The 17,896-nt window shown below is 73.9% G+C and carries 14 protein-coding genes; 8 read left to right on the forward strand and 6 right to left on the reverse strand.

Going from position 1 to position 17,896, the window contains the following annotated elements:
- The first annotated feature begins 6 nt into the window (after positions 1–6).
- Positions 7–2,478: a RelA/SpoT family protein gene (locus G9H71_RS09260; protein ID WP_166280992.1), complete on the forward strand. Its 2,472-nt coding sequence runs from the start codon at positions 7–9 to the stop codon at positions 2,476–2,478.
- Between the two features lie 94 nt (positions 2,479–2,572).
- Here the strand turns inward: G9H71_RS09260 and G9H71_RS09265 are convergent, their stop codons facing one another.
- The 3 genes from G9H71_RS09265 to G9H71_RS09275 form a co-directional block, all read right to left on the reverse strand.
- Complete coding sequence (locus G9H71_RS09265) at positions 2,573–3,490, reverse strand: hypothetical protein (protein ID WP_166280994.1); 918 nt, start codon at positions 3,488–3,490, stop codon at positions 2,573–2,575.
- Between the two features lie 109 nt (positions 3,491–3,599).
- On the reverse strand, positions 3,600–4,829 hold the full coding sequence (locus tag G9H71_RS09270; RefSeq protein WP_166280996.1) for a DUF349 domain-containing protein: 1,230 nt from the start codon (positions 4,827–4,829) through the stop codon (positions 3,600–3,602).
- Between the two features lie 5 nt (positions 4,830–4,834).
- Positions 4,835–5,662, reverse strand: coding sequence for a peptidylprolyl isomerase (locus G9H71_RS09275; protein WP_166280998.1), 828 nt, complete (start codon positions 5,660–5,662; stop codon positions 4,835–4,837).
- Positions 5,663–5,896: 234 nt separating this feature from the next.
- Between G9H71_RS09275 and G9H71_RS09280 the strand changes: the two genes are divergently transcribed.
- From G9H71_RS09280 to G9H71_RS25005, 5 genes are all read left to right on the forward strand, one after another.
- Positions 5,897–6,571 carry an MBL fold metallo-hydrolase gene (locus G9H71_RS09280; RefSeq protein ID WP_166281000.1) on the forward strand — a complete coding sequence of 225 codons (675 nt, stop codon included), beginning with the start codon at positions 5,897–5,899 and terminating at the stop codon, positions 6,569–6,571.
- A 1-nt stretch (position 6,572) separates the two neighbouring features.
- A complete protein-coding gene (gene hisS, locus G9H71_RS09285) occupies positions 6,573–7,871 on the forward strand; it encodes a histidine--tRNA ligase (protein WP_166281002.1) in 1,299 nt (432 codons plus the stop codon).
- On the forward strand, positions 7,868–9,598 hold the full coding sequence (gene aspS, locus G9H71_RS09290) for an aspartate--tRNA ligase (protein ID WP_166281004.1): 1,731 nt from the start codon (positions 7,868–7,870) through the stop codon (positions 9,596–9,598). The genes hisS and aspS overlap by 4 nt, the downstream gene beginning before the upstream one ends.
- 149 nt (positions 9,599–9,747) lie before the next feature.
- Complete coding sequence (locus tag G9H71_RS09295; protein WP_166281006.1) at positions 9,748–10,470, forward strand: GAF and ANTAR domain-containing protein; 723 nt, start codon at positions 9,748–9,750, stop codon at positions 10,468–10,470.
- Positions 10,467–11,975 carry a PP2C family protein-serine/threonine phosphatase gene (locus G9H71_RS25005; protein WP_331272866.1) on the forward strand — a complete coding sequence of 503 codons (1,509 nt, stop codon included), beginning with the start codon at positions 10,467–10,469 and terminating at the stop codon, positions 11,973–11,975. The genes G9H71_RS09295 and G9H71_RS25005 overlap by 4 nt, the downstream gene beginning before the upstream one ends.
- Positions 11,976–11,997: 22 nt before the next feature.
- Here the strand turns inward: G9H71_RS25005 and G9H71_RS09305 are convergent, their stop codons facing one another.
- The 3 genes from G9H71_RS09305 to G9H71_RS09315 are packed head-to-tail and all read right to left on the reverse strand — an operon-like array spanning position 11,998 to position 14,371.
- Positions 11,998–13,185: a sensor histidine kinase gene (locus tag G9H71_RS09305; protein ID WP_166281008.1), complete on the reverse strand. Its 1,188-nt coding sequence runs from the start codon at positions 13,183–13,185 to the stop codon at positions 11,998–12,000.
- Positions 13,182–13,829 carry a response regulator gene (locus G9H71_RS09310; RefSeq protein WP_166281010.1) on the reverse strand — a complete coding sequence of 216 codons (648 nt, stop codon included), beginning with the start codon at positions 13,827–13,829 and terminating at the stop codon, positions 13,182–13,184. The genes G9H71_RS09305 and G9H71_RS09310 overlap by 4 nt, the downstream gene beginning before the upstream one ends.
- Entirely contained in the window at positions 13,826–14,371 is a 546-nt protein-coding gene (locus G9H71_RS09315) for a hypothetical protein (RefSeq protein ID WP_166281012.1), read from the reverse strand. The genes G9H71_RS09310 and G9H71_RS09315 overlap by 4 nt, the downstream gene beginning before the upstream one ends.
- A gap of 438 nt (positions 14,372–14,809) precedes the next feature.
- Here G9H71_RS09315 and G9H71_RS09320 point away from each other — a divergent pair, with 438 nt between their 5' ends.
- Together G9H71_RS09320 and G9H71_RS09325 are read left to right on the forward strand one after the other, a co-directional pair.
- Positions 14,810–16,450: an EAL domain-containing protein gene (locus tag G9H71_RS09320; protein WP_166281014.1), complete on the forward strand. Its 1,641-nt coding sequence runs from the start codon at positions 14,810–14,812 to the stop codon at positions 16,448–16,450.
- 101 nt (positions 16,451–16,551) lie between these two features.
- Complete coding sequence (locus tag G9H71_RS09325; RefSeq protein ID WP_166281227.1) at positions 16,552–17,895, forward strand: replication-associated recombination protein A; 1,344 nt, start codon at positions 16,552–16,554, stop codon at positions 17,893–17,895.
- Position 17,896: the final 1 nt, after the last annotated feature.

Consider the following 17,896-nt stretch of genomic DNA (forward strand, 5'->3'; position numbering starts at 1 on the left):
TAGCGCGTGGGCGAAGACCGGGCAGGCGCAGCGGTCGAGGTCGGCCGCGCCTCCGCCGGGACGTCGGGCAACGGCGCCGCCGCTAGAGCCGGCGGTGCGTCCGAGAGCGCGCCGGCCGCGCTCGCCCCGTCGGCACGCCCGTCGCGTCCCGCGCCCGAGCCCCCGGCGCCGCCGGCCCGGCCCGAGGCGCCGGCGACCGCCCGCGTACGCAAGCGGCTCGCGCGGCTCGGCGCCCAGCGCAGCGGCACCAACCCGGTCCTCGAGCCGCTGTTCCGGCTCGTCCGCGAGACCCAGCCCAAGGCCGACCTACGCGACCTCGAGCGCGCCTACGCCGTGGCCGAGCGATGTCACCGCGGCCAGCGGCGCAAGAGCGGCGACCCCTACATCACCCATCCGCTGGCGGTCGCGACGATCCTCGCCAGCTTCGGCATGAACCCCCCGACCCTGTGCGCGGCCCTGCTGCACGACACGGTCGAGGACACCGACTACACCCTCGAGCAGCTGCGGGCCGACTTCGGTGACGAGGTCGCCGGCCTGGTCGACGGCGTGACCAAGCTCGACAAGGTCAAGTACGGCGACGCCGCCCAGGCCGAGACCGTGCGCAAGATGGTCGTCGCGATGTCGCGCGACATCCGCGTCCTCGTCATCAAGCTCGCCGACCGGCTGCACAACGCCCGGACCTGGCGCTACATCCCGGCCGAGAAGGCCGAGCGCAAGGCACGCGAGACGCTGGAGATCTACGCCCCGCTGGCCCACCGGCTCGGCATGAACAAGGTCAAGTGGGAGCTCGAGGACCTCTCGTTCGCGACGCTCTACCCCAGCCTCTACGAGGAGATAGTCAACCTCGTCCGCGATCGGGCGCCGAGCCGCGACGAGTACATCGCCGGCGTCATCGACTCGGTCCAGCAGGACATGACGGCGGCGAAGATCCGCTGCACGGTCACCGGTCGGCCGAAGCACTACTACTCCGTCTACCAGAAGATGATCGTGCGCGGCCGCGACTTCGCCGACATCTACGACCTGGTGGGCATTCGCATCCTCGTCGACACGGTCCGCGACTGCTACGCCGCCCTCGGCACGGTCCACGCCCGGTGGAACCCCGTTCCCGGGCGTTTCAAGGACTACATCGCGATGCCGAAGTTCAACATGTACCAGTCGCTGCACACGACGGTGATCGGCCCCGAGGGCAAGCCCGTCGAGCTGCAGATCCGGACGCACGCGATGCACCGGCGGGCGGAGTACGGCGTCGCCGCGCACTGGAAGTACAAGGAGGACGCCACCGCGGTCAGCGGCGGCGGCAACGACGACGGCTCGACCGGCGACATGAGCTGGCTGCGGCAGCTGCTCGACTGGCAGAAGGAGACCGAGGACCCGGGAGAGTTCCTCGACTCGCTGCGCTTCGACCTGTCCAGCGGCCAGGTCTACGTCTTCACGCCGAAGGGTGAGGTCGTCGCGCTGCCGACGGGCTCGACCCCGGTGGACTTCGCCTACGCCGTCCACACCGAGGTCGGCCACCGCACGGTCGGCGCCCGGGTCAACCAGCGCCTCGTCCCGCTCGAGTCCAAGCTCGAGAACGGCGACACCGTCGAGATCTTCACCTCCAAGGCGACCAACGCCGGGCCGTCGCGGGACTGGCTGACCTTCGTCGCGTCCCCCCGGGCGCGCAACAAGATCAAGCACTGGTTCTCCCGCGAGCGGCGCGAGGAGGCCATCGAGCACGGCAAGGACGCGCTCGCCCGCACGCTGCGCAAGCAGGGCCTGCCGCTGCAGCGGCTGCTGTCCAGCGAGGCGCTGACCGCGCTGGCCAACGAGCTGCGCTACCCGGACATCTCGGCGCTCTACGCCGCCATCGGCGAGAACCACGTGAGCGCCCAGTCCGTCGTCGCCAAGCTCGTCCAGTCGCTCGGCGGCGAGGAGGCCGCCGAGGAGGACATGGCCGAGGCCACGGTCCCGACCGCGAGCCACCTGGCTCGCGGCCGCGCCCGCCCGGCCGGCGACCCGGGCGTCGTCGTCAGCGGCGCGCCCGACGTCTGGGTCAAGCTCGCCCGTTGCTGCACTCCGGTGCCCGGCGACCCCATCGTCGGCTTCGTGACCCGCGGCAACGGCGTCTCGGTGCACCGCGCCGACTGCGTCAACGTCGCCAGCCAGTCCCTCTCGCCCGAGCGCATGGTCGGGGTCGAGTGGGCGCCGACGTCGCAGAGCGTCTTCCTCGTCCAGATCCAGGTCGAGGCGCTCGACCGCAGCCGCCTGCTCTCGGACATCACGCGGGTCCTCTCGGACCAGCACGTCAACATCCTGTCCGCGTCGGTCACGACGACGCGTGACCGGGTGGCGGTCTCCCGCTTCACCTTCGAGATGGGCGACACCACCCACCTCGGCCACGTGCTCAAGGCGGTCCGCGGCATCGAGGGCGTCTATGACGTCAACCGGCTCACCAGCCCCGGCGCCGGCTCCACGCCCGCCCCGACCCCGGTCTGACGCCCGTACGGACCCGGTCTGACGCGCACGGGCCCGGACTGCACCCCACCCTCGCTGATCATGCACATGTGGCGAGTTGTCTATAGACCACGGGTCACCGCCAGTCGCTGGCCGGCCCGCGGGTAGGAGGCATGCCGAGCAGTTCGGCGACGACCTGCTCGAAGCCGGTGCCGCCGCCGAGCACGTGCTCCTTCGTGACGACGGCGACGTCCCAGCCAGCCCTCCGCAACAGAGCGCGCCGCTCCTGGTCGGAAGCGCGGTCGTCCGCCGACGAGTGATGGGCCTCGCCGTCGTACTCGAGCGCCTTGCGCCTCGCCTTCCACCCCATGTCGAGACGGAAGCTGCGGTCCCCGATGCGTACGCAAATCTGCAGCTCGGGGGCCGGGAAGCCGGCGTCGTGCAGGCGCAGCCGGCAGCGTGACTCGCCCCACGACTCGCTGCCCGCGTCGGCAAGGACAAGCACTTCCCGCGCCTGCACCACGAAGGCGTGCTCCGCCCAGCGGACAATTCCCGCGCGCGCCTCGTCCAGGTCGAGTACGCCGGTGTGGGCCAGCGCGTCGAGCGCGCAGAGCGCGTCCGGTCGTGGCAGCCAGCGGGCGAGATCGATGCCGGTCCGCAGCGGCGAGGTCACGGCGACGCCGTCAAGCAGCCGGAGGTCGACGGGGGAGAGGTCTTGGACGAAGCACCTGATGCCACGGCGCCGGACGATCGTCGTTCCCCGAGGCACCGCGATGTCGAGACGGGGTGGGTCGTCGCGGCGGGCCGGGTCGCGGGTGTCGACGCCGTACAACCACGCGGCACCTTCGCGGCAGAGCGCCGCACCGGCCGGCAGTGCCAGCGCGACGGCGGCGCATCGCAGCTCGAACGAGTCCGGTACGTCCGCCCCCACGTACACGCCGTCCAGCACGCGACGGACGAGCCGGGCAGAGACCAGCCCCCGGAGCTCGCCGGGCGTGAGGCCGGCAGCCAGCGCGGATCTGCGGGAGAAGGGGCGGTCGAGCAGAAGGGGCATGGGGCCACGGTGGTGGCCCCATGCCCCTGCAGAACGCCGTCCGCCGTCAGCTGTGGATAACTCGCCACATGTGCATGATCAGCGGGGGGGGAGGGAGGGTGGGGGAGGGTCAGCGCGAGAACTCGGCGAGCGCGCGCTCGGCCTCCTCCAGCCACGAGCGACGGGCCTCGATGGCCGACTCGGCGTCCGTGGCCTGCTTCTCCTTGCCGGCGGCGCGGGCCTTCTCGGCCTGGTCGGTCAGCTTGTCGATGGCTGCCCGCAGCTGCGTGACGGTGGCCTCGGCGCGGGCGCGCGCCTCGGGGTTGGTCCGCCTCCACTCGTCCTCTTCGGCGGCGCGCACGGCGTCCTCGACCCGGCGCAGCCGGCCCTCGACGCGGTCACGGTCGCCGCGCGGGACGTGGCCGACCGCCTCCCACTTCTCGGAGATGGCGCGGAGCGCACGGCGCGCAGCCCGGTGGTCGGTGATCGGGAGCAGCTGCTCGGCCTCGGCGGCGATCGCCTCCTTGGCCTCGAGGTTGGCCCGCTGGTCCGAGTCACGCTCGGACATCACCGCGTTGCGGGCGCTGAAGAAGGCGTCCTGTGCGGCGCGGAAGCGCGTCCACAGCGCCTCCTCGTCGTCGCGGCCGGCCCGGCCGGCGGCCTTCCACTGCGACATGAGGTCACGGAAGCGGCCGGCCGTCGGGCCCCACTCGGTGGACTCGGAGAGCTCCTCGGCCTGCTTGACCAGGGCCTCCTTGCGCACCTTGGCCTCGGCCCGCTCGGCGTCGAGGGCCGCGAAGTGCTGGCGGCGGTTGCGGTCGAAGGTGGACCGCGCCCCGCTGAAGCGCTTCCACAGCTCGTCGTCGGTCTTGCGGTCGAGCCGCGGCGCGGCCTTCCACTCGTCGAGCAGCGTGCGGAACCTCTCGCCCGTGGCCTTCCACGCCGTCGCCTCGGCCAGGGACTCGGCCTCGGTGACGATGTGCTCCTTCGTCTCACGGGCCTCGTCGCGCGCCTTCGCGCGGGCGGCGTCGGACTCGGCCCGGCGCTGCTCGGCGAGCGAGGAGAGCGAGTCGAGCCGGCCGCTGAGGGCGTCGAGGTCACCGACGGCGTTGGCCGTGGCGATCGCGATGCGCAGCCGCTCGATCGAGGAGCCCGCGTCCTTGGGGCCCAGCTCGGCCTTGCGGACCCGCTGCTCGAGCAGCGCGACCTCCGCCACCAGCGCGTCGTACTTGCGGGCGAAGTAGGCGAGGGCCTCGTCGGGCGTGGCACCGGGGTAGGAGCCGACCGGGCGCTCCACCTCCCCGACACGCACATAGACGGTGCCGTCCTCGGCCACCCGGCCGAAGTCGCTGGTTGTCATGGGAGTCAGCCCCCTGCCTTGGCGACGGTGACGGTGTTGAGGGTGACGGGCTGGTTCGGCTTGCCGTCGCCACCGCTGTCGTCACCGGCGGCCGCGACCTTCTCGAGGATGTCGAGGCCCTTGGTGATCTTGCCGAAGACGGAGTAGTTCGGCGGGAGCTGCGTGTCCTTGTAGACCAGGAAGAACTGGCTGCCGTTGGTGCCCGCGCCGCTGTTGGCCATGGCGACGGTGCCGGCCGGGTAGTTCGCGGCCCCGTCCTTCGGCAGGTTCTCGTCCTGGAACTGGTAGCCCGGCCCGCCGGTGCCCGTGCCCGTGGGGTCGCCGCACTGGAGGACGAAGATGCCGCTCGTCGTGAGGCGGTGGCAGGACGTGCCGTCGAAGTACTTCTCCCCGGCCAGGAAGGCGAAGGAGTTGACGGTGTGCGGCGCCTTCGCGCCGTCCAGCGTGAGCTCGATGGTGCCGCAGTTGGTGTCGAGAGTGGCGGTGTAGTCCGCCTTCTCGACCGTGAGCTCGGGCTCCTTGTCGAAGCTCGGAGCATTCAGGCTGCCGGCGGCGCTCGTCGCCGTGCAGCCGGCGACGACCGGCGCGGCGGGAGTGGCCTCGGCGGAGGCGGTGGTGTCGGGCGCGGCGGCCGGGGTGTCGAGCGTGTCGTCGTCGTTGTTCAGGATGAACGAGAGCACGGCCACGCCGGCGATGACGGCGACTACTGCGACGACGGCGGCGATCACCTGGGTCCGCTGGCGGCGTCGCCGCCGAGCCTCGGCCCGGCGGGCCTGCTGGCGGACGTAGCGCTCGCGCGCCAGCTGACGCTCCCTCTTGTTGCTGGCGGCCAAGGCCGGCCCTCCTCGCGCCTCACGGCGTTACACCTGACGGATGACGGGCACAGTCTAGGCAGCCCCGCCCCTTCCGCACCGGCCGTCCCCGCACCCGGCGTGGTCGCGAGGTAGTCTCGGCGCGCCCGCCGTCGTTCCCGACGTCCGTCGCCGCGGGAGCCCGGACCGAGGAACGCGCCGCCCGGGCGGCCGCGACGGACGGCTCTCGAGACACTGTGGAAGCGGAGGACGCCAGTGCTGGTCGCCGCACTCCCGGCTGCGGCCTTCGGCACGAACTGCTGGGTCCTCGCGCCGGGCCCCGGGGAGGAGTGCGTCGTCGTCGACCCCGGCATCGGCGTCGTCCCCGGGCTGGACGAGCTGCTCGCGCAGCACCGGCTGCGGCCCGCGGCGGTGCTCCTGACCCACGGTCACATCGACCACGTCTTCTCCGTCGTCCCGGTCTGTCATGCGCGCGGCGTCTCGGCCTACCTGCACGATGACGACGGCTTCCTGCTGCGCGACCCGCTCGCCACGATGAGCCCGCAGACCCGCGCGGCGTTCACCGCCGCCGGGCTGGAGTGGACCGAGCCGGAGGACGTACGCCCGCTCGAGGACGGCGCGGAGCTCGAGGTCGCGGGCCTGCGCCTGCGCGTCGACTCCGCTCCTGGGCACACGCCGGGGTCGGTGCTCTTCGGGCTCGCCGAGGACGGGCGCCCCACCTACCTCACGGGCGACGTGCTGTTCGCCGGCTCGATCGGCCGCACCGACCTGGCCCGGGGGAGCGCCGCGGACATGCGCCGCAGCCTGGAGACGAAGATCCTCCCGCTGCCCGACGAGACCCGGGTGCTGCCCGGGCACGGGCCGGAGACCACCATCGGCGCGGAGCGCGCGTCGAACCCGTTCCTGCTCGACCTCGCGGAAGTGCGCTGACATGGCCGGCTCCTCGACGTTCCAGGCCCCCAAGGGGGTCGCGGAGTACGTCCCCCCCGACTCGAACGCCTGGCTCGCCGTGCGCGACGCGCTCAGCGCGCCCGCCCGCCGCGCCGGCTACGGCTACGTCGAGCTCCCGGTCTTCGAGGACACCGGCCTCTTCGTCCGTGGCGTCGGCGAGTCAACCGACGTGGTGAGCAAGGAGATGTACACCTTCGAGGACCGCGGCGGCCGCTCCATCACGCTGCGCCCCGAGGGCACGGCGGGCGTGATGCGCGCGGTCATCGAGCACGGCCTCGACCGCGGTCAGCTGCCCGTGAAGCTCTGGTACGCCGGGCAGTTCTTCCGCGCGGAGCGGCCGCAGGCCGGGCGCTACCGCCAGTTCTCACAGGTCGGCGTGGAGGCGATCGGCACCGACGACCCTGCGCTGGACGCCGAGGTGGTCGCGATCGCCGACGAGGGCTTCCGCTCGCTCGGCCTTTCCGGCTACCGGCTCGAGCTCACGTCGCTGGGATGTGCGCAGTGCCGGCCCGCCTACCGCGAGCGCCTGCAGGAGTTCCTCAGCGCGCTCGACCTCGACGAGGCGACCCGGGCCCGTGCGGCGCTGAACCCGCTGCGCGTGCTCGACGACAAGCGCGAGGAGGTCCGCCGCCAGCTCGTCGACGCGCCGCTGATGCTGGACAACCTTTGCGCCGAGGACGCAGCGCACTTCAGCGAAGTGCGCGTCCACCTCGACGCGCTCGGCGTCGGCTACGACATCAACCCCCGCATGGTCCGCGGCCTGGACTACTACACCCGCACGACCTTCGAGTTCGTGCACCCCGGCCTCGGCGCCCAGTCCGGCATCGGCGGCGGCGGCCGCTACGACGGCCTGATGGAGTCCCTCGGCGGCCAGGCCCTGTCGGGCATCGGCTTCGGGCTCGGCGTGGACCGCGCGCTGCTGGCTTGCCGCGTCGAGGGCCTGATGCCGGCCGACGAGTCCCGCTGCGACGTCTACCTGGTGCCCCTCGGCGCGACCGCCAAGGCGCGGCTGGTCACGGTCGCCGGCGCGTTGCGAAAGGGCGGCGTCCGGGTGGACATGGCGTACGGCGACCGCGGCATGAAGGGCGCCATGAAGGGCGCGGACCGGAGTGGCGCCGCCTACGCCGTCGTCCTCGGCGAGCGCGACCTCGACGCGGGCTCCGCGCAGGTCAAGGACCTGCGCTCCGGCGAGCAGGCCGCCGTCCCGCTCGACAGCCTGACGAACCACCTGACCGAAGCCGTCGCACAAGCACACGTCCCGCAGGGAGAGCCCCAGTGATCCGCACGACCGAAGCAGGCACGCTGCGCGCCGAGCACGCCGGCCAGCCCGTGGTGCTCGCCGGATGGGTCGCGCGCCGTCGCGACCACGGGGGCGTCGCGTTCCTCGACCTGCGCGACGCGTCCGGCATCGTCCAGGTCGTCGTCCGCGAGTCCGACGTCGCGCACGACCTGCGGGCGGAGTACTGCGTCAAGGTCACGGGAGAGGTCCGCACCCGCCCCGAGGGCAACGAGAACACCGAGATCCCGACCGGCGCCGTCGAGGTCGTCGCGTCCGAGGTCGAGGTGCTGAGCGAGGCGGCTCCGCTGCCGTTCCAGCTGGACCAGCAGGAGGTCAACGAGGAGACGCGGCTGCGCTACCGCTACCTCGACCTGCGCCGTGAAGGCCCCGCCCGCGCGCTGCGCATGCGCAGCGAGGTCAGCCGGATCGCGCGCAACGTCCTGGCCGAGCGCAACTTCGTCGAAATCGAGACCCCGACCCTGACGCGCTCCACCCCTGAGGGGGCACGCGACTTCCTGGTCCCCGTACGCCTGCAGCCTGGTTCCTGGTATGCGCTTCCGCAGTCGCCGCAGCTCTTCAAGCAGCTGCTCATGGTCGCCGGCATGGAGCGCTACTACCAGATCGCCCGCTGCTACCGCGACGAGGACTTCCGGGCCGACCGGCAGCCGGAGTTCACCCAGCTCGACATCGAGATGAGCTTCGTCGAGCAGGAGGACGTGATCGAGCTCGGCGAGGCCGTGATCCGGGCGATCTGGCAGGGCGTGCTCGGCCACGACATCGGCGAGGTGCCGCGCATGACCTACGCCGAGGCGATGACGCGCTACGGCTCGGACAAGCCGGACCTGCGCTTCGGCAATGAGCTCGTCGACCTGACCGGCTACTTCAAGGACACGCCGTTCCGCGTCTTCCAGGCCCCGCACGTCGGTGCCGTCGTGATGCCGGGAGGCGCCGCCCAGCCGCGCAAGACGTTCGACGCGTGGCAGGAGTGGGCGAAGCAACGCGGCGCGCGCGGCCTCGCCTACGTCACCTTCGGCCAGGACGGGGAGCTCGGCGGCCCCGTCGCCAAGAACCTCTCGGAGCAGGAGCGCGCCGGCCTGCGGGAGGCGGTCGGCGCCCAGCCGGGCGACTGCGCGTTCTTCGCGGCTGGCGAGCGCAACAGCGCGCTGGCCCTGCTCGGCGCGACGCGGCTCGAGGTCGGCAAGCGGACCGGCCAGATCGACGAGTCCGCGTGGTCCTTCCTCTGGATCGTCGACGCGCCGATGTTCGAGCAGACCGAGGAGGGCGGCTGGACCTCACTGCACCACCCGTTCACCTCGCCGAAGGCCGAGTGGCTCGACCGGCTGGAGGAGGCCCCGGGCGAGGCGCTCGCCTACGCGTACGACATGGTCTGCAACGGCAACGAGATCGGCGGCGGCTCGATCCGTATCCACCGCGGCGACGTCCAGCGCCGCGTCTTCACGCTGCTCGGCATCTCCGACGAGGAGGCGGCGGACAAGTTCGGCTTCCTGCTCGACGCGTTCGCGTTCGGCCCGCCTCCGCACGGCGGCATCGCCTACGGCTGGGACCGCATCTGCATGCTCCTCGCCGGGGTGGACTCGTTGCGCGACGTCATCGCCTTCCCGAAGACCGGGGCGGGCTACGACCCGCTCACCGGCGCGCCGACCCCGATCACGCCGCAGCAGCGCAAGGAGGCCGGCGTCGACGCCGTGCCGGAGCCGAAGGGGTAGCCGCCGGCCCCGCATCGAGGTGTGGATCCTCGGCGCGGGGGCTATACCCTCCAGTCAGTACCAACGGTCGAGACACGGCCTGGCCGCCGACCCGGCGGCCTGCTAGCTCCTCCCTCCTAGCCGCCCGTCCGCGGGCTGAGGGGACCGTGGTGACCGAGCCTTCGCAGTTGGCCGACGAGCTCACCGGTGTGTTCGCCCGGATGTCGGGCCTGCTGATGACCGAGGAGACGGTCCAGACCGCGCTCCGCCTGGTGACGTCGCTCGCGGTCGAGGCGGTTCCCGGTGCGTCGGGCTGCGGTGTGTCCCTCATGGGAGCGCGTGGCGAGCGCTCGTCGTGGGCGGCCACCGACGAGTTCGTCGAGCAGGCCGACGCGGTGCAGTACGAGCTCGACGAAGGGCCGTGCCTCGCCGCGTGGGCGGGACGGATGCTCGTGCGGGTGGACGACACGGCGGGCGAGGGCCGGTGGCCGCGCTGGGCCGGGCGCGCGGTCCAGCTGGGGCTGCAGTCCTCGCTCAGCGCACCGCTGGTGGCCGGGGACCAGGGGCTGGGCGCGCTCAAGGTGTACGCCCGGGAGCCGAAGGCCTTCGACGCGCACGCCGAGCGCATGCTCGTGCTGTTCTCCGCGCAGGCCGCCATCCTCGTGGCCAACATGCAGGCCTACGACTCGGCGCAACGGCTGTCCGAGCAGCTGAAGGAGGCGCTGCGGACGCGGGATGTGATCGGTCAGGCGAAAGGCGTCCTCATCGCCGCGCGCGGCGTCGACGAGGAGACCGCCTTCGCCCTGCTGGCCGCGACGTCCCAGCGGGAGAACCGGAAGCTGCACGACGTGGCCCGGGCCCTGGTGGAGACCTACACCCGCCGCCGCCGGTGACGGACGGGCAGCGGGACCGGCCGGACTTCGCCGTCGAAGGCCACCGACGTGCGATGAAGGCCGTCCTGCGCCGCGGTGCCGTGAGCCCGGAGCAGCTGTGGCTGCGCTACTTCGCCTGCGGCGGCAGCGCCGGGATGCTCGAGGTCGAGGGCTACCTGCAGGAGGCCCTCGAGCTCCCGGCGCTCGAGCGCGACATGCTCGCCCAGGCGGCGAACGAGCTGCTCGACGAGCTCGCCGGGCGGCTCCGGGTGCCGTACAGCCGCCAGTTGCGCGACCCGCTGCCCGCGGCCGGGCCGTTGCCCGCCTTGGTCCGCCTGCTCCGGGAGACCCCGCGCGCGCTCGCCGGCGAGATCGACGACGCCATCGGCGACTCCATCGCGATGCTCGGCCAGGGGGTCGAGGCCGCCGTCTACGTCGCGGACTACGGGCAGACACGGCTGGTCCCGCTGCCGGGGCGCCGGCACGACGGCCGCCCGCCTCTGAGTATCGAGGGGACCCTCGCGGGCCGCGCTTTCCAGCTGGTCGAGACCCAGGCCGCGTTCACCGACCCGCAGCCGCGCTTCTGGGTGCCGCTCGTCGACGGCGTCGAGCGGCTGGGAGTGCTCGACGTCATGCTGCCGTCCGCCAGCGAGCTGACGGACCCGCTGCTGCGCGAGCAGTGCGAGTGGGTGGCCTCGCTGGCCGCCCACCTGATCACGAGTGCCGACGCCCACGGCGACGCCGTCGACCGGGCCCGGCGCGGCCGGCCGAGGGGCCCGTCCGCGGAACTGCTCTGGAGCCTGCTGCCGCCCCTGACGGCCGGCAGCCAGGCCTTCACGCTCAGCGGGCGGCTGGAGCCGGCCGAGCAGGTGGGCGGGGACGCCTTCGACTACAGCCTGGGCCCGGAGCGGGTGCAGCTCGCGGTGTTCGACGCGATGGGGCACTCGCTCGGCGCGGGGCTGATCGCGGCCACGGCGCTGGCCGCGTACCGCGCGGCCCGCCGGTCCGGGGCCGGGCTGTTCGGGCAGGCGGCGGCGCTCGACGATGCGATCGCGGAGCACTTCCCCGACGCGTTCGCCACGGGGGTGCTCGCCGAGCTCGACCTCGGCTCGGGGACGCTGCGCTACATCGCGGCAGGGCATCCGGAGCCGCTGCTGCTGCGCGGTGGGCACGTCGTCGCGGGCCTCGAGGGCGGTCGACGCCTCCCCTTCGGCCTCGGCATCGGGGAGATGTCGGTGGGTGAGGCCGCGCTCGAGCCGGACGACTGGGTCGTCCTCTACACCGACGGGCTGGTCGAGGCTCGGGACGCGGGCGGCGAGTTCTTCGGCCTGCCGCGGCTGGTGGACCTGCTCGAACGGGAGGCGGCGGCCCAGCAGCCGCCGGCCGAGACCGTGCGGCGGCTGACCGCGTCGGTGCTGCGGCACCAGCACGGCGTCCTGCAGGACGACGCGACCGTGCTGGCCGCGCACTGGGGCCCGCCGCCGCCCGTGCCCGGAGCGTTGGCCGATGCCTCCGGATGGCGCTGACCGGCGGCCGGGCGCGCTGTCGTCAGGCGGGCACCTCCACGGTGACGCGGGTTCCCTCGCCCCGTGCGGTCGCCAGCGTGAGCCGTCCGCCCGCGGTCGCGACGCGCAGCCGCTGGGACGCGAGCCCGATGTGCCCCTCGCGGAGCCGGTGCACCTCGACACCGGTGTCGAAGCCGACCCCGTCGTCGGCCACCACCAGCCGCCGCCCGTCGGCTGCCCGGTCCAGGCGGACGCAGACCTGTGTCGCCCGGCCGTGCTTGACCACGTTGGTCAGGAGCTCACGGGCCACGCCGTAGAGCAGGTCGTCGGTCTCGTGCGGCTCGACGTCGTCGACGTGCAGGTCCAGCTCGAGCCGGCCGCGCCGCGCCTGCTGACCCGCCAGCTCGCGGACGGCCGGGCCGAGCCCGAGGCGGCCGAGCACCTGCGGGTGCAGGACGGTGACCGCGGCCCGCAGCTCTCCGGCGGCCCCGCGCAGCAGGTCCTCGGCGCGTGCGAGGCCTTCGCCCTCGTGCCGGTCGCGGGCGCCCTCGACGTCCATCCGGGCGGCGAGGACGCTCTGCAACGGGCCGTCGTGCAGGGTCTCTGCGATGCGGCGGCGCTCGCGCTCCTCGGCGGTCAGCGCGTCCGCGACGAGCCGTTGCCGCGCATCGAGCAGCCCCAGGACGGCGGCCGACCGGCGCACCAGCAGGACGGAGAGCCCGGTCGTGGCCGCCGCGAGCCAGAGCAGGAAGCCGAAGTGAAGCCACACGACCGGCGCCGCGGTGCCACCGGCGTACGCGGGGGTCTGCAGCGAGACGACGAGGTAGCCGACCGACGTCGCCACACCCACCGCCGCGGTCAGGGCGGGCCGGTACTGGAAGGCCAACACGATCGGGAGCAGGAAGAAGACCGGCTGCAGCAGCGAGCCGGACCCTCCGCTCGCTGCCGCGAGACCGGCGAGCGCGACCACGTCCACCGCGGTCGTCATCCAGCTCGTCCACGGCCGCGCCGCCGCCCGCGCCGGGACGAGCAGCCACGCTGTGGACCAGGCCGCGTACGCCGCGAGCACGAGGCGGAAGGCGTCCGCGTGGAAGTGCTCGACGGGCACCGCCCAGCCGAGCAGCGAGAGCAGCGCCAGCAGGGGCAGCCGGAGGCCGGCGGTGACCCGGGCGGCGCCGCTCGCGTAGCGGGCCAGCACGTCCTGCTGCTCTGCGACAGGGAGCGGGCTCATTCGAGCATCCGGCGGCGCATGGCCTCGGCGACGGCGGCGCCTCGGTCGGACACCCCGAGCTTCTCGTAGAGCCGCTGGACGTGGGTCTTGACGGTGGAAGGGGCCAGGAACAGCTCCCTGGCCATGGCCGGCACCGACCGGCCTTCCGCGATCAGCGCGAGCACCTCGCGCTCGCGCTCGCTCAGCGCCGGCCGGTCGTCCTCGCGCCGCTGCCGGATCTCGGAGACGAGGGCGGACGCGAGCTCCGGAGGCACCACGTCGCGGCCCTTGGCGCAGGCGAGGACGGCCGCGACGAGCTCGGCGCGGCTGGACTCCTTGGGCAGGAAGCCGGCCGCGCCCTCCTGCAGGGCGTGGTAGACGATCGCGCTCTCGGTGTGGGCCGACAGCAGCAGCACCCGGGTCGTGGCCCCGTCGCGCTTGAGGGCGCCCACGACCTCGGCGCCGTCCAGCTCGGGCATGCGGAAGTCGAGGACGGCCACCTGCGGCGTCTCGCGCCGGATCGCCTCCAGCGCGGCGCGGCCGTCGTCGGCCTCGGCCACGACGTCCACGTAGCCGCTGGACGTCAGGGCCCGGACGACCCCTTCGCGGAACATCGGGTGGTCGTCACCGACGACCACGCGCAGCCGCTCGGCGGCCCCCCTCACGAGACGCTCCCCGGCGCGGTAGCCAGCTCGGGCCCGGCCTGCGGGCACCAGCGCGGAGGGCCGCCGCGCAGGGCCGCGAGGCGGCGCTCCGCCGCCCGGCGCACGCGCAGGTGGACGACCTGCGCCTGCAGCGCCAGGAGCACCGCGACCACGGCCAGCGTCTCGCCCAGCCCGCTGGAGCCGCTGCGGTCGAGGGCGTACGCGGCGGTGCCGAGCGCGACCTTGAACCCGATCAGGCCGAGGAACAGGCCGGCCGTCACCCGCGTCCCGCGCGCCCAAGCCTGCCCGTCGGCGTCGACCTCGACCTCGGTGAGCAGCCCGCGGGCGACGCCGACCACCACGCTGGCTGCCAGGCCGGGAAGGAGCAGGGCGGTCGCGACCTCCCCTTCGGGTGGCCGGAAGCCGCCGATCACCAGCCCTGCACCTGCGTAGCAGAGGGCGGACCGGAAGCGCCCGGCTCGGCTGAAACGGGTACGCCGGGTCTGGCGGCGAAGGCTCAGGGCCAGCAGGGGCAGGGCGACGGCGAGCTCGAGGGCGAGCATCTGGGGCCTCCTGGGACAGGTGAGATACGCGGCGGTCGAGCCGACGGGAACGCTTCCGGCGGCCGGAAGGGACTCTGCCGGCGCACGGCGGCGGCGTCTGTCATCCGCCGAACACCCGGACCGACAGGGGGCGGACAGTCCGGGCCTCGCTCCGCGCACGAACGCGGCCCGCGTCAGCGACGGTGTCAGCGGGCGCTCGCGGTTCGCTCGGGGCCTGCTCGGGTCGTCCCGCGCGGGCAGCGCGAGCCCTGGCAACCGCGGCTTTCGCGTACACCTCGGCCGCTCTTCTACAACTACGGAGGAGGTTCGCGATCCGTCACGGAACTCGCGCGAGTGCGCTATGTGGCTGAGCGCGTACACAGCGGTACCTTCTGTCTCACAGATCTTCTCGGGCATCCGGCACGGCTCCTCCCGCGGGCGCCGATGAAGGGCGGCGGCGTGGGCGTACGAGCGGTGCGCGGCTGGACCGCGTCACCGGCCGGACGGCCGATCGCCCTGCTGACCGGCGGCGCCGGGCTCGCGGCGCTGGTCTGGACGGTGTTCGCGACGGCGTGGGACGGGCCGCAGCGCGAGGCGACGAGCGTCGTCCTGATCGGCCTGACGTCGTTCGCGCTGCTCGTCAGCGCGGGCCTGCTCGCGGTCCGCGTGCCGGCCGACGGGCGCGTCGCGTGGATGCTCACCGGCTACCTCGCCGTCGGGGTGCTGATGATGCTCCGGTCCACACTGATGCCCCGCTCCGCGGACCTCACCGCGCCGCTGCGCTCGCCGGAGCAGCTGTGGGCCAACGCCGCCGGCACGAACGCCGCGGTGACCGCCGCCGTGCTCGTCGGGGCTGCGCTGCTCGCGGCGTTCCGGCCCTATCCGCGGGCGCGCACGTGCCTCGTCGTGGGCACGGCGGCGGCCGCCGCAGGGGTCTACGCGTGCGTACGGGACCAACCGCTGCTCGTGCTGGCCGACGCACACGGCCACGCCACCGCGTACGCGCTGGCCGCGCACGGCACGCTGGCGGTCCTCGGCGCGGTCGCGCTCGTGCGGATATGGCGAGCGGCCGGCCCGGCTCCGGACTTCGCGGCGTTCTGGCCGGCCTGCCATCTCGGGCTCCTCGTGGGCTGCATCGCGCTGCGCGCCGTGTCGCACGAGGTCTTTGGCGCCGCGTGGTGGACCGCGCTGGTGCTGCAGGCGCTGGCCTCCGTGCTGCTGGTCACCGGGCTCCTCGTCGGGGTCGCGAGGCTCGTGCTGGTGCTCGAAGGCCGGAGCGGCTCCCGCACGGGGCCCCTCGTGCGCGGCGTCCGCGCCGAGCCCCGGCAGGGGGCCGCGGCGGCGGAGCGCCCCGTCACTCGCCGTGAGGTGCTCGAGGTGCTCACGGCCGGGCAGCTCGACCTGGCCGTCCAGCCGGTCGTCAGCCTGCCGTGCGGCAAGCCGGTCGGCTGGGAGGCGCTCTCGCGCTTCCACCGGGGCCCGTCGTCCGCGCCGCTGCCGCCCGCCGCCGTCTTCGCGGCTGCGGCCGACGCCGGGGTCGGGGTCGAGCTCGAGGTGCTGGCGGTCGGCCGTGCGCTCGACGTGCTGGCCCGGCTGCCCGCCCCGCTCTGGCTGTCGGTGAACGTGTCGCCGTCGACCGCCGCCAGCGGGCGGCTCGCGCGCGAGCTCCGACGGGCCGGCCCGGAGACGCTGCGCCGGGTCGTCCTCGAGCTCACCGAGCACTGTGCCGTGGCGGAGTACGACCAGCTCGTCGACGCCCTGGCTCCGCTGCGCGCCGCGGGTGTGCGGGTCGCGGTGGACGACGCCGGTGCGGGCTTCGCCAGCTTCCGCCACGTCGTGCGGCTGCGCCCGGACATCGTCAAGCTCGACATGAGCCTCATCGCCGGGATCGACGCGGACCCGGTCCGGCGCTCGCTCGTGTCGTCGCTGCTGGTGTTCAGCGCCGACATCGGCGCCACCGTCGTCGCGGAGGGGATCGAGACCAGGCAGGAGCTCGACACTCTCCTGGAGCTCGGGGTGTCGTGGGGGCAGGGCTACCTGCTCGGCCGGCCCGTGGCGGCGCCGGCCGCCCTGGAGGCGCTGCTCGCCGAGCGCGTCTGACCTCGCTGGGACCGCTGGGCCGTAGCCTGGCGCGGGTGACCGACCTGTTCAGCTCCGCCGGGGAGGACGTCGCCCGGGCCAACGCGCCGCTGGCGGTGCGCATGCGGCCACGGGCCCTCGACGAGGTCGTCGGCCAGGCCGGCCTGCTCGGGACGGGCGCCCCGTTGCGCCGCCTGGCCGAGGGCGGGCCCGCACCGGCGTCGGTCGTGCTGTGGGGCCCGCCGGGCACGGGCAAGACGACCCTCGCGCACCTCGTCTCGGCGGCCGGCGGCCGGCACTTCGTCGAGCTCTCGGCGGTCATGGCGGGGGTCAAGGACGTCCGTGCGGTGGTGGAGGACGCGCGCCGCCGGCTGGGGTCGACCGGGCAGGAGACGGTCCTGTTCGTCGACGAGGTCCACCGCTTCTCCCGAACCCAGCAGGACGCCTTGCTCCCGTCGGTGGAGAACCGCTGGGTCGTCCTCGTGGCGGCGACGACGGAGAACCCCTACTTCTCCGTGGTCTCGCCGCTGCTGTCCCGGTCACTGCTGCTGACCCTCTCCCCGCTGGGCGACGAGGACGTCCGCGTGCTCGTCCGCCGGGCGCTCGAGGACGAGCGCGGGCTGGGCGGCGCCGTACGCCTCGACCCGGCCGCGGAGGAGCACCTGCTGCGCATCGCCGGTGGGGACGCCCGGCGTGCGCTGACCGCGCTGGAGTCGGCCGCCGGGGCGGCGCTCGAGGCGGGCGTGGAGGAGATCGACGTCGAGACGCTCGAGCGCGCCGTCGACCGGGCCGCGGTGCGCTACGACAAGACCGGGGACCAGCACTACGACGTCGCGAGCGCCTTCATCAAGTCGATCCGTGGCTCCGACGTGGACGCCGCCCTGCACTACCTCGCGCGCATGGTCGAGGCGGGGGAGGACCCGCGCTTCATCGCCCGACGGCTGATGATCTCGGCGAGCGAGGACATCGGCATGGCCGACCCCACCGCGCTGCAGACCGCCGTCGCCACCGCCCAAGCCGTCGCCCTCATCGGAATGCCGGAAGCCCGCATCATCCTTGCCCAGGCCGTCGTCGCCCTAGCGCTCGCGCCGAAGTCCAACGCGGTGATCCGCGCCGTGGACGCGGCCCTCACCGACGTACGCCGGGGGCTGGCCGGCCCGGTCCCGTCCCACCTGCGCGACGCGCACTACTCCGGCGCCAAGCGCCTCGAGCACGGCGCCGGCTACCGCTACGCCCACGACTACCCGCACGGCGTCGTCGCGCAGCAGTACGCGCCGGACGCCGTCGTCGGGCGCAACTACTACGACCCCACCACCCATGGCGCCGAGCGCGTGATCGGGGACCGGGTCGACCGGCTCCGCCGAGCGGTCCGTGGCCTGCCCGCGCCGGAGCCAGCGGCCGGAGAGCAGCAGCCCGCGCCGGGCGCCGCACCGTCGGCACCGGAGGAGCCGGGGGCCACGGGGTAGG

It is taken from the genome of Motilibacter deserti, from assembly GCF_011250635.1.
Taxonomy (GTDB): Bacteria; Actinomycetota; Actinomycetes; order Motilibacterales; family Motilibacteraceae; genus Motilibacter_A; species Motilibacter_A deserti.

Excerpts from the sequence above, each read along its gene's own strand:
- G9H71_RS09325 (WP_166281227.1), top strand. The coding sequence starts at position 16,552 with ATGCGGCCACGGGCCCTCGACGAGGTCGTCGGCCAGGCCGGCCTGCTC.
- G9H71_RS09315 (WP_166281012.1), bottom strand. The coding sequence starts at position 14,371 with ATGCTCGCCCTCGAGCTCGCCGTCGCCCTGCCCCTGCTGGCCCTGAGC.
- G9H71_RS09305 (WP_166281008.1), bottom strand. The coding sequence starts at position 13,185 with ATGAGCCCGCTCCCTGTCGCAGAGCAGCAGGACGTGCTGGCCCGCTAC.
- G9H71_RS09265 (WP_166280994.1), bottom strand. The coding sequence starts at position 3,490 with ATGCCCCTTCTGCTCGACCGCCCCTTCTCCCGCAGATCCGCGCTGGCT.
- G9H71_RS09270 (WP_166280996.1), bottom strand. The coding sequence starts at position 4,829 with ATGACAACCAGCGACTTCGGCCGGGTGGCCGAGGACGGCACCGTCTAT.
- hisS (WP_166281002.1), top strand. The coding sequence starts at position 6,573 with ATGGCCGGCTCCTCGACGTTCCAGGCCCCCAAGGGGGTCGCGGAGTAC.